Annotated in this window: 17 protein-coding genes and 1 tRNA gene; 3 read left to right on the top strand and 15 right to left on the bottom strand. The window is 56.3% G+C overall.

The genetic code is table 11. From position 1 onward, the window contains the following. Positions 1-172: 172 nt before the first annotated feature. The gene (locus DXY35_RS13005; RefSeq protein WP_206749204.1) at positions 173-322 is read right to left on the bottom strand and encodes a hypothetical protein; all 150 of its coding nucleotides are present in this window, start codon (positions 320-322) and stop codon (positions 173-175) included. 518 nt (positions 323-840) lie between these two features. Between DXY35_RS13005 and DXY35_RS00400 the strand changes: the two genes are divergently transcribed. Continuing rightward, positions 841-1,020, top strand: a complete 180-nt coding sequence (locus tag DXY35_RS00400; protein WP_137006682.1) for a long-chain fatty acid--CoA ligase — start codon at positions 841-843, stop codon at positions 1,018-1,020. A 621-nt stretch (positions 1,021-1,641) separates the two neighbouring features. Here DXY35_RS00400 and DXY35_RS00395 read toward each other — a convergent pair. Genes DXY35_RS00395 through DXY35_RS00385 form a run of 3 tightly spaced genes read right to left on the bottom strand, consistent with a single transcriptional unit; the run spans position 1,642 to position 2,890 of the window. After that, positions 1,642-2,118, bottom strand: a complete 477-nt coding sequence (locus DXY35_RS00395) for a hypothetical protein (RefSeq protein WP_115080280.1) — start codon at positions 2,116-2,118, stop codon at positions 1,642-1,644. Beyond that, on the bottom strand, positions 2,115-2,297 hold the full coding sequence (locus DXY35_RS00390) for a hypothetical protein (RefSeq protein WP_115080278.1): 183 nt from the start codon (positions 2,295-2,297) through the stop codon (positions 2,115-2,117). The genes DXY35_RS00395 and DXY35_RS00390 overlap by 4 nt, the downstream gene beginning before the upstream one ends. Continuing rightward, a complete protein-coding gene (locus tag DXY35_RS00385) occupies positions 2,291-2,890 on the bottom strand; it encodes a recombinase family protein (RefSeq protein ID WP_115080473.1) in 600 nt (199 codons plus the stop codon). Before DXY35_RS00385 ends, DXY35_RS00390 begins: the two co-directional genes overlap by 7 nt. A 163-nt stretch (positions 2,891-3,053) precedes the next feature. Here DXY35_RS00385 and DXY35_RS00380 point away from each other — a divergent pair, with 163 nt between their 5' ends. Next, entirely contained in the window at positions 3,054-4,181 is a 1,128-nt protein-coding gene (locus tag DXY35_RS00380) for a DUF4236 domain-containing protein (RefSeq protein ID WP_115080276.1), read from the top strand. Here the strand turns inward: DXY35_RS00380 and DXY35_RS00375 are convergent. After that, positions 4,165-5,043, bottom strand: coding sequence for an ion transporter (locus tag DXY35_RS00375; RefSeq protein WP_115080274.1), 879 nt, complete (start codon positions 5,041-5,043; stop codon positions 4,165-4,167). The genes DXY35_RS00380 and DXY35_RS00375 overlap by 17 nt on opposite strands. Before the next feature lie 195 nt (positions 5,044-5,238). On the opposite strand from DXY35_RS00375, the gene DXY35_RS00365 reads away from it, so the two are divergent. After that, positions 5,239-5,544: a DUF1651 domain-containing protein gene (locus tag DXY35_RS00365; RefSeq protein WP_371681714.1), complete on the top strand. Its 306-nt coding sequence runs from the start codon at positions 5,239-5,241 to the stop codon at positions 5,542-5,544. A 1,471-nt stretch (positions 5,545-7,015) separates the two neighbouring features. Here DXY35_RS00365 and DXY35_RS00360 read toward each other — a convergent pair. The 10 genes from DXY35_RS00360 to DXY35_RS00310 all read right to left on the bottom strand — a co-directional run bounded on the left by DXY35_RS00360 (position 7,016) and on the right by DXY35_RS00310 (position 15,111). Then, positions 7,016-7,088: transfer RNA gene (locus DXY35_RS00360), tRNA-Phe, on the bottom strand. 30 nt (positions 7,089-7,118) lie between these two features. Next, positions 7,119-7,286 carry a hypothetical protein gene (locus DXY35_RS12525; RefSeq protein WP_170950464.1) on the bottom strand — a complete coding sequence of 56 codons (168 nt, stop codon included), beginning with the start codon at positions 7,284-7,286 and terminating at the stop codon, positions 7,119-7,121. A 325-nt stretch (positions 7,287-7,611) separates the two neighbouring features. Next, positions 7,612-7,818, bottom strand: coding sequence for a hypothetical protein (locus DXY35_RS12520; RefSeq protein ID WP_170950463.1), 207 nt, complete (start codon positions 7,816-7,818; stop codon positions 7,612-7,614). Between the two features lie 1,499 nt (positions 7,819-9,317). Beyond that, positions 9,318-9,593, bottom strand: a complete 276-nt coding sequence (locus tag DXY35_RS00340) for a DUF2470 domain-containing protein (RefSeq protein ID WP_011363472.1) — start codon at positions 9,591-9,593, stop codon at positions 9,318-9,320. Positions 9,594-9,773: 180 nt separating this feature from the next. Further along, complete coding sequence (locus DXY35_RS00335) at positions 9,774-11,012, bottom strand: FGGY-family carbohydrate kinase (RefSeq protein WP_115080265.1); 1,239 nt, start codon at positions 11,010-11,012, stop codon at positions 9,774-9,776. A gap of 4 nt (positions 11,013-11,016) precedes the next feature. After that, positions 11,017-12,252 carry a methionine adenosyltransferase gene (metK, locus tag DXY35_RS00330; RefSeq protein ID WP_114987395.1) on the bottom strand — a complete coding sequence of 412 codons (1,236 nt, stop codon included), beginning with the start codon at positions 12,250-12,252 and terminating at the stop codon, positions 11,017-11,019. Positions 12,253-12,275: 23 nt separating this feature from the next. After that, positions 12,276-13,049 carry an HAD family hydrolase gene (locus DXY35_RS00325; RefSeq protein ID WP_115080264.1) on the bottom strand — a complete coding sequence of 258 codons (774 nt, stop codon included), beginning with the start codon at positions 13,047-13,049 and terminating at the stop codon, positions 12,276-12,278. A gap of 5 nt (positions 13,050-13,054) precedes the next feature. Further along, complete coding sequence (locus DXY35_RS00320) at positions 13,055-14,146, bottom strand: 30S ribosomal protein S1 (protein ID WP_115080262.1); 1,092 nt, start codon at positions 14,144-14,146, stop codon at positions 13,055-13,057. A 173-nt stretch (positions 14,147-14,319) separates the two neighbouring features. Further along, the gene (gene nrdR / locus DXY35_RS00315) at positions 14,320-14,802 is read right to left on the bottom strand and encodes a transcriptional regulator NrdR (protein ID WP_115010537.1); all 483 of its coding nucleotides are present in this window, start codon (positions 14,800-14,802) and stop codon (positions 14,320-14,322) included. 213 nt (positions 14,803-15,015) lie between these two features. Continuing rightward, entirely contained in the window at positions 15,016-15,111 is a 96-nt protein-coding gene (locus tag DXY35_RS00310) for a photosystem II reaction center protein T (RefSeq protein ID WP_011128841.1), read from the bottom strand. Between the last annotated feature and the right edge of the window lie 3 nt (positions 15,112-15,114).

The following is a 15,114-nucleotide window of genomic DNA, read 5'->3' as shown; positions in this document are numbered from 1 at the left end:
TTGAGACTCTTTAATTTCAAACTCCTTTTATTTCTTCTTGCTCTTGCTTGAGTACGCCTCCTGAACCAGTTCCCCCACCAAGTCATCTGGTTTCATCCTCCAGTGTTTGCCTATATCAATAAGCATCTGGTAATGAACGTCTGAGATCTTGATTGTCTTTGCCATGTCTGCCTCAAATCAGGTTCAGCGCTGATTGCTGACGGCGGTTGTAAAACTCTTTGATTGCCGTCTTGTGCAGAGAACTTCGGTCAATTCCTAATTGCTTCATTAGTTCATACTCAATAGGAATCAATACAGGTGCTTCATGCCTGCTGTAGGTCATGTTGAAACGTGGTGTATTTGCTTTCATAATGGTGTTTCTTGTGTGCGAATTAGGTGCTTTCTTGGAGTCTCAATTATTTAGGAAACCAGTTGCTGCGACTGGTCTCTTTTGGGTTGCAGTCTTTAACTACAAAATCCAATCATATTTATTTGGACATTTAAATTGAATCCCCTTCGGGGATTGTTCCCTTCGGGAACGGGTCCTATAGTTTTTCGTCCCTTTAGAACCTGTTTAGATATACCCCTCAGATCAAAGAGGACAAACCTGCTTATGCTTTTTAGGAGTTTGACTGACAGTTCATGTTAAGAGATCAAAACAATTGAGTATCAAATAGTTTCTAATTTACTTATCAATCCTGGTAAAGATATTCTACTGAATAATCACTATTATGTCAAATGCTATTGAGGGAATATGGAGTATTTGTGGATTGAATGGAACTTAAATCCGTAAAGTTGTTTGTGCTTTGGGTGCTCTTTCTCCTTCTCCCGTCAGCATGTGGACTAACTCCCCTTCAAGGCATGAACCATCACTGCTACATGCTTCTGGAAGGTCAGAAGGTCTCTTTGGGAGTCCATCCTGATGCTGTTATTACTGAGGACTACTCCCTTCCTGACGGCACGGCGGTCCATGTGATTGTTGGAGAGGAGGAGCAGGACAAGTTGTTTGCTCTACAAGGAATCCTTGATGAGGAAGATTGATTGCTCTGCCTAAGGATTACCGGCAGACAGGGTTTCTGGCGATGACCTTGGCGTGAGGGTTCCTTGCCTTTGCTGCCTCCTCTGCGTCTTCGCGGTTGTCCATCACGTTGCACTTTCACGGATCTACCTCAGTAAGGACTGTTCCGTCTTCGTTCAGGACTCGTGTTCTTCGTCCAATCATCCTGGCGATCCTCTTTGCTTCTTCAGAGGCGACCTCCAAAGACGTTGCAGTGGTGTGAAGGTGCCATTCCATAAACGGATTCAGTTCTTGGACTCGGAACTGCCCGCTTGCCATGTCCCTTTGTGTACCCAGCGCTTAAGACTCTTAGGAGGGATCCTCTTTGGAAAGAGAACTGGAATTGAGTGTCGCTCCGCTTGCCTCTTTGGACTCTTGTTCTGCTCTGGTCAATTTCTCCACCAGGTTCAGAGTGTCATTAGGAGACAAGTCGCCGTCATCGCCCCACTTGAGACTGGAAATGTCAGGTGGGCACATGACGTCTGAGGTGAATTTCTTGCAAACTAAGGACGCTGAGATCCCTGTTGTGCCAATGCTCCCCGAAGATTCACGGAAGAAATTCTGAATTGAGTGCGTAGTTGATACCGAATTGGTGGGGAGTGGTTTTAACCACGCATGATCCGACCACCAAGACATCTTTCAGAGATGGTCCAGAACCCTGCTGCTGCCTTGAGGAGATCTCTGTTCCCCCTGAAGACACCAGGTGCTTCAGGGTTCTTCCAATACCAAAGGTCAGAAGCAAACCCTACGAACAGCACCCTGTTCGTCTCTGAGGGTCTGGGCGTGCGTCGGTGAGGGTTCCAGTGCTGGTCGTCCTTGAAGAGCACTGAGGTTCCATCACTCTTGTCGTGCTGGTCATGGAAGGACCACCAGACGCTCCCGTATCCGTTGGATTGACCTGTCTGGAAGGTTCCCAAGGTCTTGTTTCCCTGGAGCAACTCACCCTTGAGGGAGACAGCAGTTCTTTCAGTCAGCAGCACCTTGATTGAAGGGACCTCTTCACTTGCCAGTTCGCAGACCAATGGAAGTGGAACTGCTGCTGCTGGGAGTGTTGTGACCAGAAGGAGGAGGAGTGCTTTCATTGCTCCTCCATAACTTTCTCCACCACGGCATCCTTGACCCTGTCCTGAAATGTCTTGCCGTCTTCCTCAGGAGCAATCGCATTGGCAGTTGCTCTCAGCAGGTCTGCAGTGATCTGCCTTGCCTCTGGGTTGGTGAAGAGAAGGAACCCAAGTCCAACTCCAACAAGGATTTTCAGCACGACACCGCCTCCTGTTCAGCAATGATCCGACGGATTGTTGAGAGCGCCAGTCCTGTCTGCTCACGAATGGAGCGATAGGAGCATCCCTCGTCCCTTAGGCGCAGCACCAGGCGTTCCTTTGCCTGATTGGTCTTTGGGCGTCCGCCGATCGAACCACCCGTTGCTTTGCGGTGCTCAATCGACTCCATCACCCGATCACGGGTCATCTCACGTTCCACCTCATTCAGTCCTGTCAGCAGACCAATGAGGACGGGTGCCATCTTTCCCATCGCTTTGGTGTTCACCAGACCATCAAGGGTCCGGACGTGGATGCCTTGCTCCTGGAGGTCGTGCAGGCGGTTGATCACTTCACGCTGAGTCCTGCCAAGACGTGACAGAGCGGTGATGACGAGTTCATCGCCATTCGCCACTGCATTGAGTGCTGCCTGGAGTTGTGCGCGGTCTTTTTCTGCGGTGCGGGTGCTGACGATCTCTTGGAAAACCACAGCGCACCCTGCATCCTTCAGCGCCTTGACCTGAACCTCCAGACCCGCCGCTTGCTTGGTGTCTCCACCGCCGCTGGTCCTTGCGTAACCAATGCTTCGGGAGGTCACTGTTCCAAAAAGGGTCGTTTCAGAAACCATAGCAACCGAACGCTGTTTTTGGAACACCTAGATCCCAGTGCCAGAGGTTTCTGCTGAGTGTTCTTGTTTCCGATCGGTTGTTGGAACACTCATGAACTAGCGCCAAAGTTGATGGAGCATTCGACACCGATAGATGGCGTGGGCATTCCGCAAGCGCATCAAGGTCATTCCTGGCGTCTACATCAACCTCAGCAAGAGCGGGATCAGCGCCAATACGGGTGTCAGGGGTGCCTCCCTGACATTCAGGTCAGACGGCGTTTATCGGAACCTTGGTCTTCCTGGAACAGGTGTCTACAGCAGGCAAAAGGTTGGTGACTATGGCGGTAGTGCGCGAGATGAAGGTGCGGATCAAGAGTTCGCTCCTGATGAAGCATGTGAAGTCGCGGCACCTGATTACTCCTTCATCAGCGCCGACCCTCTTGCGGTCACCAGCGAAGGACTTCAAGGACTCCAGCAGGCAGTCATCGATGCCAATCGCCAAAAGCAAGAACTGACCAGTGATGCTGAGTCCATCAAGGGGTCTCTGTCTCTCCTGCGTTTTGGGGAGGTTTTGTCCAAGGTCTGCCTGATCTACTTCTTCGTGCCCTCCCTCAAAAGGAGCATCCAGGCAGGAATCAAGGGGCGACAGGATGCTCTGAAGGAGGTGATCGAATCCATTGCCGCATCTGCCGTTTCGCTCGCGGTGGAGATGGATGCCGACTGCAGTTCCGCTCATCAAAATGTTCAAAGCACCTTCGATGCACTTACCCGTTGTTCCTGCATTTGGGACATCACTTCGGGCACCGACATCGATCGGGTCAAATCGCGCTCTGCTGCTTCGATGAGCGTCGAGCGGTCGATCACAAAGTGTCTGCGGAAAGACCTCCCAGGGATCACTTCCCCTGAGACCCCCCTGGTTTTCCTCAATCGAAATGGCGCAGACATTTACATGTATTCAGGATTCTTCGTGATGTTTGAGTCGCCATCACGGATGGGCATCCTCGATATCACAGAACTGGAGGTTGAATACGAAGCGACAAGATTTGTGGAAACCGATGCAATTCCTCCAGATAGTCAGCAGGTTGGAGAGGTGTGGGAAAAGTCGAATAAAGACGGAAGCAGGGATAAGCGGTATGCCGAAAATCGCCAGTTGCCTGTGATCGAATATGGAGAAATTACCTTTAGATCGGGGTCTGGAATTTGTGAGAAATATATGTTCAGCGATCCTGGAAAAGCGGAGGAGTTTGCCAATACTCTGCAAGCATTTAAGAGTCTTCTTTAGAAGTCTCTGACCCTAGGGATTCAGTAAAACCCGCTGAGATGATTCCGATCGGAATGGCGATCACTGCAATTCCGCTTATGGCGGTCAATGCTGCCACCAATTTTCCCAGTGCTGTCACTGGATAAGTGTCGCCGTAACCAACCGTTGTCACGGTAACCACTGCCCACCAAAGGCATCTTGGTATTGATCCGAACTGCTCTTCCTGAACATTTCCCTCTGCCAAGAACATCAAAATACTGCTTGCGGAGATGACGATCCCCGAGTAAATCGCAGAAATCTGAAGTGCTTCCTTCTTGGCAGTGATCGCCTCGTTGAAGTGCCTGATGCTCTTGCGAAAACGCTTTGAACGACCTACACGCCCAATGCGTGCCAGTCGAATAATCCTGAGCAAATACAGTTCCGGAGTGATGAAACCTAGGATGGTTGGGGCAATTGCAATTAGATCCAGGATTGCCAGTGGCGTAATGGCGTAGTCACAGACACCTCGAATGCCTCTTCTTGCTCCTTTCCTAAGTGGAGCAACCCAGAGTCGCAAGATGTATTCGATCAGAAAGATTATTGCGACCGTGATATCAAGTTTTACGAGTAAATCTCCCAGTGATGAGCGGACAACAGGTTCTGTCGCCACAACTGCCAAACCGATTGACAAGGCGATCAGCAGACCTATCGCTTTGACGGCATTAGTCGCTTCCCCTCGCTCGTCCTCAGAGTTCAACGAGTGGAAGAGTTTTTCTCGGAAAGTTCTCACGACGACTGGACTTTGCCCACACTCATCTTGTTCGTGCCCATCGTTCAGCGCCACCAGCGGCACTTTCTTCCGATTTCGCTCTTGACCAAACTCCGCCAACCAGGTGTAGAACATGTGTACTACACCTGAGGAGGGTTCGATGGCGGAAGAGGAATGGGACTTTGTGGATGGTCTGAAGCAGACCAGATCGTCGTGCGTCTGTATGACGTGCCAGCACTTCTCTTATGTCTGCGACCAGCATTGCCACACGTTGCTGACCTGTGGTCTTCAGCGTCGTCAGGTTCCACATGGCGAGCACCTGACGAAGAGGTGTCGCAACTGGATGGTCCGCAGGGAAGCGGAAATGGGTTGGTGCCCGGAGGTGGCGTGATGCAAGAGGGATGGTTGATCGATGCCAACGACCATTGGGTCTGGCGGTTTCACCAGGACAACTCCGCCTGGGTAAGAGATCCCAAGGTCTTTATCGACCGAGGGCGTCAGATGCCCGAAGGTCCGCCGCTGCTCAAGGAGCGTCGGTATCTGAGGAAAGACGCCGCGGAGCAGTTGTGGAAGTCGCTTCAAACGCAGGGGTGGAAGAAGACAAGACCGCTTTGGGGTGCGACTGCTGAACCCTGAAGCAGGTCTTTCTGCGGATGGCGTGCCTTTCCTGTATCCCTAGAAAGAGAACACGACACCTACGGAACCGCACTTCATTAGGACGGGGTTAGGTGCCAAGGGGCGGGTCACTCCCGCCCTTCTTCATGGGTAAGCATCTTTAGAGGCAGGGTCGGAAACCTCTGAAGACTCCTGACTGGGGCGTTTCTGCTGAAGAACCTTGAAGCAGCGTCTGACGTCTTGCTTCCGCTGGGATTAGACAGTTGAAAGATCGTCACTTCCCTGGCATGTCTGCTAAGTGCGCCAATTGCCAGAACTTCCAGGGAGAACCTGGTTTCAGCGGTATTTGCCGTGTGTGGCAGCACATTGTTCCTGCTTGGCGCTCGCGCTTCTTCAGGTGTGAGCACTGGACGCCCCAGCGGTTCGGCAACCCGTAAGCACAAATGCTTATTAGGTGGTGTTAGACCAGTCGTATCGCATGAGAGCGAGGAACCCAGGAGGTCAAACACTCCTGGGTCTTTTCTTGGAAAACGCTCACGGCACCCACGGCAGTCCCCCCTCATCGGTGAGGGTGGTCGTCGCTCGGCGTCGTCCCGCCCAGCGGCACTTTCAGTTTCCGAAGGACCGATAGGGATACCGGTCCTTTTTTTGTGTCCATGGGGCGCAGAAAGGGGTAGTTCCTCTCATGCCCCGGTGCTCTGAACCCCCTTAGAACAGGAATGAGGTCAGAGACCGCTGAAGCAGTAACCAGGTCTCAACGACCTTCAGGGGGGGGGCCGCACCCCCCTTTTAAATGCGCGCTTCTACGGATGGCGGCAGCACTCCAGGGACGTGAAAGTTCCATCAACCCTCTCTGGTGGGGTGAATGCGTCTTCTTGGGAGGGACTAGGGAGCCCTCCTTTTTTGTGCGTCCCGTGACCCAAGTAGTCGTTCAGTCGTTATGGCGACGTTGTGTTGCCATCCCTCGCGTCATCCTCTGGATGCTTCCTTTTCGGTGAAAGGGGGCGATGCGTCGAACGCGGGGGTGCTTAGGGAACACCCCCATTTTTTTGGCAGTTTGTAAAAAGTCCTCTCGACGCTTCCTTTGCGCCGGTGATGCTGGGCATGGACCACCCGGTTCGACGCATTCATACCCCGATTGGGCGGCATTCCCTGCCGCCTTTTTTATTGCTTACGGGCGACCGAACCATGAGCGGTCCTCACCACCTTGTCTGACGGTTCTCCTACTCCCCACCGGAGAAGACCAGGAAGAAGGTGATGGGGCGTCAGAACGAGAGGACGGGACCTCTGGGGTGTGGGCACTCCAGGGGTCTTTTTTTGCCCTTGGGTAGGGGAAATCTGGGGACCTTTCCCCGTCTGATCGAAAGGGAGTGCTCCCCTACTGCTCCCCTACCATTTCGGCAAAATTCAATTAGGTGCTTGAAGCACTAAAAAGGCACGTAACAACACCAGATACGGTGCTTTCACGTGCCTTTTAGGCGTTTTTGGGAAATGCCAGGACCCAGATTTGAACTGGGGACACGGCGATTTTCAGTCGCCTGCTCTACCAACTGAGCTATCCCGGCGCGCCGCCGAAGCGACAACGGAATCTTAAATCACCGCCTGCGCTCCCTTGCGGGGGTTCGTCCCAGGCAGATCAATCCAGCCACGTGGTGGCCAGCAGCTTCAAGGGCCTGACGGGCTGTACAAGCGGTGGCACCCATCAGGGCACCAGCGACCCCACCAACCAAACCGGAAGCAGCAGTGCGCGGAAGATCTTTCATGAATTTGATTTCTCTGAAGACAAGGTCTTCGAAATGGGGTGACCCCACCTCCCCCGTCCGAGTGATTTTTCTGGCTGATTTCAGGGGTTCGCATCCCCCTGCGCTCTAAAGCAGCACATTTGGTCACTGCCATTGCGTCATCTGCACGGCAGTGAACCCCAGCCAGGGTGATGGTGTCTTCGGAAGTTCTGCCGCAATGGAACGTCCATCCAATGGTTTCTTCAATGACCATTGGGCGCTGATAACACCACTGACTCCTCAGTCATGAGCGATCCGGGGAGTCAGATCAGTGTTATCTGACTGGTGGTGAGCACCATCTTCAGGTTTAACCCTCGGGATCGTGCAACTGTTCCCACCGGCCGAGCATGGGCTCTAACAAAAGTTCTGGATAACCCTGGTCGTTAAGTCGCCATAACTCGTCGTTGAACCTATAGCCGAAGATCGCCGCCATGACGGGTTCTTGTAGAGGGTCGCCTCCCATTGGCCGACGCAGGCCCTCATCCCATCCGTGCAGATCATTGGTGTTGCTCATGGCGTCACTCTGGCCCCACTCCTTTTTTTCTGCTGGTAACAAAATGCCTTGGTCGGTATCAATTCACGCTGAATCGACTGTTGTTACTGGCGTATTTGAGATGCGTCCCGTTCTGGAGGGCTCCGGCCGGGACGCGGACCCACGTCAGCGGCAAACTGCTGGGTCCGTCTGTCTTAGCGAAAAAACGATTGATCTTCCCGAACTGATGGCCTGCAACGCAGCCCCGCTGTTATGAGCATCTTGTCCCAAGACTCATTGGCGTAATGCCTGATCATTGGCTTGGGGTTTTGCTTGCCTAACTTAATGAACTCAAGTCTCTCTCGCTGAATTTTTATTGATTGGCGAGTGCTTTCCCAGAAAATGAAATAGTTTCGGTTTGGTCTAAGGGGGCGCCAAAAGCACTGCGTTCGTAGCGCCTTTTAGTAATTATGACTGGCTCAAAAAACAACAAAAATCAATCACAGTTTGAGCAAACAATAGTTCGACCTGCTCCTGCGGAATGGGGATTAAAGCTATTAAAAGTTCTGAGGCTAGAAAAACTTTTAAGACTGGGCGATCGATAAATTGATTGAATCTGTCATAGCAACATCCGGTGCCTGCCCTAGCGTTATCTGGAGGATGGTGAACAACGACGCCAGCCTGTTTTCAGCATCTTGTCCACCGCCTTGATGGCGTTATGCCGAAACACTCGCCTGCGAGGCCTCGACTCAGGCGACAAAAAAAGAGGCAGGCCCCTCAGCCCACCCCAAACAGACGCATTGAAGGCACCACGCCTTCGGTTTAATTCTCTCTGACTGGGGTCCCTTGCCGAGTATCAAATGCGCTTAATTAGGAATTAATCACTATCCAGATCTCCTCAAGTTTTCTCTGAGAATTGATCTGGCGCTGGCACCACTGCAAACGCCTCGGGAGAGAGGGCCGGCGGGTTCCCTCGCCCGCGCCTCCCTCACTCATCAGCGGACAGGCGGGGGACAGCACCTCCAGCCTGTCTTGCGCTGTCTCCCAAGCCTCAATCGAGTTGTGCCTGAGCATCCGCCGCCGAGTCATTGGCTCAGGCGGACAAGGTGGAACCCAGCTGTAAGTGCGCACTGCACCCACTGCGCGAGGATCGTTGCCGCTTTCAGCTTGGAATTCGCCACCTGCACTGCTGTTGCAAGCAGGGTGAAGCGGTCGGTTAGCAGCTGAACCAACGCCGCAAGCGCTTTGCCTTTGCGTGGTTCACGCAACTTCAGTAGCCGCTGGCGCAGCCGGCCTGCGTTAGGCCCGAGAGCGCACCACGGAAAGGTCAGCAAGCCCTTGAGTCCCTGTGAAGGGAGTGCAAGTGCGTCGAGGCACGTGGTGCAGGGAGCCGTCGGAGGCAGCGGGCTGTCTCAGGGTCCATCACAGATCGGGCAGCGGGGCTCGATCAGCAGGGCTTGGGCAAAGCTCAGGAGCGCGCGATGCACAACGGGTCGATCGTTGCAATGAGCGTTCCACTGCTTTGCCGAATCGCTAAGAGATCAGGCGCCTTCTTTGGGCATCGCCCGCAGCATCGCCACCAAGGTGCGATGGGCGTCTTCGCTGTCGGTGAGGGTGTGATCAAAGGCAATGCTGACGCTGGCGCCATCCACCTCCAATTCCATGGTTTCTGCTTTCACAGACACCATGCGTGCTGCAGCGGGGTTGCTGACGCCGCCGTAGTGCTTGGCGTAGGCCAGCACCGCTTCGGCATGGTCGTCATTCATGTGTTTGCAGATCCGTGTGCTGACGGCATCAGTAAGGGGGTCTGCAGGCATTGGGATCAAACAGGTGAGTGCAATTTTTGCAGTGATCGGCTCAAGCGAAGCGCTCGATCAACAAAAGGCCGAGGCGAATGCCACTGAAGCCCACGTACCCGGCCAGAACGACAAACAGGCCGATGGCCAGACCATCGCGGAGCTTGTTGGGCATAGGGGTGGGGCGTGATGCCGGAATTCTCACCCGACCAGGGCCTGTTGGGCCAGTCGTGCCACCCCTGCAGCAGGGGGAGTTTGGCAACTCGTTACAGCGCAGCCGAGGCGGCGTTCCCGCAGCCGTCGCCATTGGGGATTGCGCGCTCCACCGCCGATGCTGATGATCCGCCTGGGTGCAGCAGCACCCAGCTCGTTCAGGCGCTGCCAACCCTGCGCTTCGATCTCGGCGAGACCTTCCAGCAGTCCATGCAGGTAGAGAGCATCGCTCACCGGCCGTGGTTCAAGCACCGGCAGCATCTCTGGATCATCCACAGGGAAACGTTCCCCCGGGGCGGGAAGCGGCCGCAGGCGGAGTCCGCTGTCGGTGTTCGGGTTGATCTGGCGGCTCAGTTCGCTGAGTTGGTCGTCGCTGTAAAAACGCCGCAGCACACCGGCCCCTGCATTGGAGGCGCCTCCACAGAGCCAGCGTCCCCCCACGCGATGGCTGGTGACGCCCGGGGCGTGCAGGGGCGTCTCGGTGAAGCACTTCATCACCAGGGTGGTTCCCAGCACGGTGATCCCATCTCCGGGACCGGGATCGGCGGCGAGAACGGCGGCATTGGAATCCGTTGTGCCGGCAACGACGATCAGATCGTTCTCCAGGCCCAAGGCCTTCGCCTGCTCCGGTGCGATCGTCCCGAGAATGCTACCGCTGGGACGGATTTCAGGCAGTGCCTGCCGCCAGGACTGTTCGGCAAAACGGGCTGGCCAGCTGTTCGTGATCAGATCCCAACCCAGACGCAGGTTGTTGCCTTCTTCTCCCCAGCGCCAATCGTTCAGCAGCCATCCGCTGATCCAGTCGGCCTGATGCCGCAGCAGGATCGCCTCGCCATGGCAGTTGAGGAGCCGCAAGGCCCGGGCCAGGCTGCCGCTGCAGCTGGCGGCTGGACTACCGGGATCCACCAAAGGCTGCAGGGCTGACTGCAGCGCAGGGCAGCTCTGGGAATAGGCCAGTGCTTCCCCCAGTGGGGAACCATCGTGATCACAGGCCAGCAGCGTGCCGGAGGTGCCATCCACGGCGAGTGCTTGCAGCTGGGATCGCAGCTGGGCTGGGATTGCTCTGATCAGATTTCCACAGCCTTCGCGCCAGCTGTGGGGGTTGGTGAAGTCTCCGCCGTAGGCCTGGGATCGGCTGTCGAGAACCGCGCCGTTAGCGGCAACAACGGCTGTGCGGATTCCGCTGGTGCCCAGGTCGATTCCGAGCACCAGCGGTGAATCCGTCATGGCTTCAGGCCGCGGCGACCTGCTTCAGCTCCTGGCTTTTCGCTGTCACGTCTTCCCAGGGGGCGTTGAGGTCGTTGCGCCCGAAATGGCCGTAAGCCGCAGTGTCCTGATAGAAGCGCCCGCCCCGTTGCTGGGGTAGGTTGCGCAGGCCGAAGGTCTCGATGATGGCGCCGGGGCGCAGATCGAAGTGCTCCTGCACCAAGGCGGTGAGGGCATCGTTGGCCAGTGCGCTGGTGCCGAAGGATTCCACCAGGATCGACACGGGCTTGGCCACGCCGATGGCGTAGCTCAGCTGCACTTCGGCCCGTTCGGCGAGCCCTGCGGCCACAAGGCACTTGGCCACGTAGCGCGCGGCGTAGGCGGCTGAACGGTCCACTTTGGTGGGGTCCTTGCCAGAGAAAGCACCACCGCCGTGGCGGGCATAGCCGCCGTAGGTGTCCACGATGATCTTGCGGCCGGTGAGGCCGGCATCGCCCTGAGGACCGCCCACCACGAATTTGCCGGTGGGGTTCACCAGATACTTGGTGGCCTCGCGGGAGGGCTTGAGGGCCAGATCGGCGGTCGCCGGCTCCACCACATGGGTCCAGAGGTCTTCGGTGATGCGCTCGCGGATGCCCTGCTCATCACTGATCCCGTCCACTTCAGCGGTGTGCTGGGTGGAGATCAGGATCGTGTCTATCGAGACGGGCTTGTCATTTTCGTAGACGACGCTCACCTGGGTTTTGCCATCGGGAAGCAGGTAACCCAGGGTTCCGTTGTGGCGCACTTCGGCCAGGCGGCGCGACAGCCTGTGGGCCAGGCTGATCGGCAACGGCATCAGCTCGGGCGTCTCGTTGCAGGCGTAGCCGAACATGATTCCCTGGTCGCCGGCACCCACCAGATCAAGGGGATCACCGGCGTGGTCGTCGGCCTCATTCACGCCCTGGGCGATGTCGGGGGACTGTTGGTCGAGGGCCACCAGCACCGCACAGCTGTTGGCATCGAAGCCACCGGCCCGGGCGCCGCTGTAACCGATCTCCTTGATCACGTTGCGCACCAGGTGGATGAAATCCACCTGCGCCTTGGAGGTCACCTCACCGGTGATCATGCAGAGGCCGGTGTTCACAACGGTCTCGCAAGCCACACGGCTGGCGGGATCCTGGGCCAGCAGAGCGTCAAGAACGGCGTCGCTCACCTGGTCGCAGATCTTGTCGGGATGCCCTTCGGTTACGGACTCAGACGTAAAGACGTAACGGCTCATTCGGCGCTCCAGATCGGGCGACTTTACGAGTTGGTGCTTACGGAGAGGTGATCCCAGCTGTGGAGCAGATGCTGGGCTGATGGCAGTTTCGGAGCACGCTTCCAGCCACCGGTGAAGCCGATCACGCCGCCGATACCGGCTTCGAGGGCCATTTGGAGGTCGGTCTCCGCATCGCCAACCAAGGCACACCGTTGGGGTGGCAGGCCAAGCCTGTTGCTCAGCTCCAGAACGGCCTGTGGATCGGGTTTGCGCGGATGGTCATCAGCACTCCAGATGCCGGCAATGCCTGCGCCGAGCTGATGGTGAGCCAGGAAGTCTTCAATGCCGGAATGGGTGTCGTTGCTGATCACAGCAGCGGAGACGCCCTGCTGGTGCAGGTTCCGCAACAGTTGCCCGGCCCCGTTGATCAACGGGCTTGGGGTTGTGTCGATCAGGCCCTCCTGGTCAACCGCGTCGAAGCAGGTGTGGGCCAGGGAGAGAGCCTGGGGCCATGAGCAACCCATCAGGCAGAACACCGTTGCAGTCGAGGCGATGTTGTCCTGCCTTGAGGCAACCGCCAGGGTTCCGCCGGGATCGAGCATGCCTTGATCAACACCAAACGCTCTGCGCAGGGTGTGGCTCAACTCAGAGGGGTTCAGCGCAGGGGCTTGTTTCTGAGCAACCTTGACGGCTTTGTTGATGCGTGCGTCTGCTAAGGCCAGCAGATGCGGCTCGCTATGGGAAAGGGTGCCGTCCTTATCGAACAGCACCCCTTGGAAATTGCCGATGGGATCTCCCTTCAGCAGCAGTTGGGCCATCAGGCTCAGATCATCATGGAGCTGATCGGATCTTCGCCCTCTTCGGCCTGCTCCATCAGCATCTGCTTGTAGCGAGCAGCCATTTCCTCGGCCTTCTCGAACACCTTCTGGGGGTCGGTCAGCATGTCGCCGGGTTCGGGCTCGAGAGCCTTCGTGGACAACGAAATCCGGCCGCGCTCGGCATCCAGATCGATGATCATCACTTTCATCTGATCATTCACGTTCAGCACCGAGTGGGGGGTCTCGATGTGCTCGTGGCTGATCTCGGAAATGTGCAGCAGACCGCTGACACCACCGATGTCGATGAAGGCGCCGTAGGGCTTGATGCCGCGGACGGTACCCACCACAACTTCGCCCACTTCCAGGCGATTCATCTTCCGCTCCACCAGGGCGCGGCGGTGGCTGAGCACCAGGCGGTTGCGCTCTTCGTCCACCTCGAGGAACTTCAGAGGCAGGAAGTCGGCAACCAGTTCTTCCTTCGGCTTGCGGGTGCTGATGTGGGATCCGGGGATGAAGCCCCGCAGACCTTCCACGCGCACCAAGGCACCACCACGGTTGGTGGCAAACACTTCGGAGTAGATGGTGGCGTCTTCTTTCTGGAGCTGGCGAACCCGCTCCCATGCCCGCTGGTATTCGATCCGACGGATCGACAGCGCCAGCTGACCATCTTCGTTCTCCTCACTCATGATGAAGAACTCGCGGATCTCACCGGGCTGGAGCACGTCGCCCAGACCCTCGACCCGGTTGATCGACACCTCTTGCAGAGGCATGAAGGCAGCCGTCTTGGCGCCGATGTCGATCATGGCGCCCTTCGATTCCAGGGCGAAGACCGTGCCGTTGACGATGTCGCCAGGCTTGAAGTTGTAGTCGTACTTGCTGAGGAGAGCCGCGAACTCATCCAGGGTGAATCCGGCGTCGTCCAGGCTGCGGCTGGCGGCGCGGCTGGTTGGATCATCCGCTGTGGGGACGTCTTCAGGAATGCTCAGGTCCTCACCCTCAAACGCCTGTTCGGCGGCGGCGGTTTCTGCAGAGGCTTCTGTGGCGTTCGCGTCCTGAACCTGATCCTGGATCTGATCTTCTGTCGGAGTCGCAGACATGGGGGGCTGGCGGTCTACCTCAGGTGGGTAGTTCGAAAAAATCGCATGGAACGCCCGCCGACGTTTCACGGAGAACTTCTGAGTTTACAGATACGACCGATAGCTCTTCTTGCGCAGCGATGGCATGCACGGGTTCAACGAACCGATTCAGTGCACTGGTTCAGCGAAACGATTCAACGAACAGTGGCCAGATGGTTCTGTTCCTGATCGGCGTTCAGTGTTTCCAGGGTCGAGACGAAGTCGTCAATGCCTCGGAACTGGCGGTAGACGGATGCGAACCGGATGTAGGCCACTTCGCTGATTTGTTTGAGATCCCTCAGCACGAATTCACCGATCTCGGTGCTGCTGACTTCCTTGCCGGTGCGTTGCTGAAGTTTCAGTTCGAGTTCTTCCACGAGGGATTCGAGTCGAGAGGTATCCAGGCCCGTTTTCTCGCAAGCTCGATTCAAGCCGTGCAGCAACTTGCTGCGACTGAAGATTTCCCGGTTGCCGTTGCGTTTGATCACCGTGATCGGAACGGTCTCCACCCGTTCATAGGTGGTGAAGCGAAATTCACAGTTGAGGCATTCACGCCGTCGTCTCACGCTGCGTCCACCATCCGCTGCCCTGGATTCGAGAACGCGACTATCTGTGTTTTGGCAGGAGGGGCACTGCATCCCCGAGGGCATCAATTAGTTGCACCAACTGTAGACACTGATTTGAGACTTGAGAAGGGCCTCGTGGACATCAGTCTCATTTGAGGATTGCGTCGACGGCTGTTGCTGACGTGAGACTGCTGTGATCCGCTCGCGCGGACGAGACCGGCTTGCGACGGTGGGCGATGGAAAGCATGAAAAAACCCCGCCGAGGCGGGGTTTTGGGGGATCAAATCACTTACCGATTTTCGGCGGATCGCGGAAGGCGATTGCGAAGAAGAGGGTGGCAATCGCGAGGGTAAGGATGAGGACGTAAGCGAAGCTTTCCATCGT

The sequence above is a fragment of the Synechococcus sp. N32 genome (assembly GCF_900473895.1).
Taxonomy (GTDB): domain Bacteria; phylum Cyanobacteriota; class Cyanobacteriia; order PCC-6307; family Cyanobiaceae; genus Parasynechococcus.
Note: the sequence above shows the minus strand (reverse complement) of the source record. Positions and strands in the feature narration are given on the sequence as shown.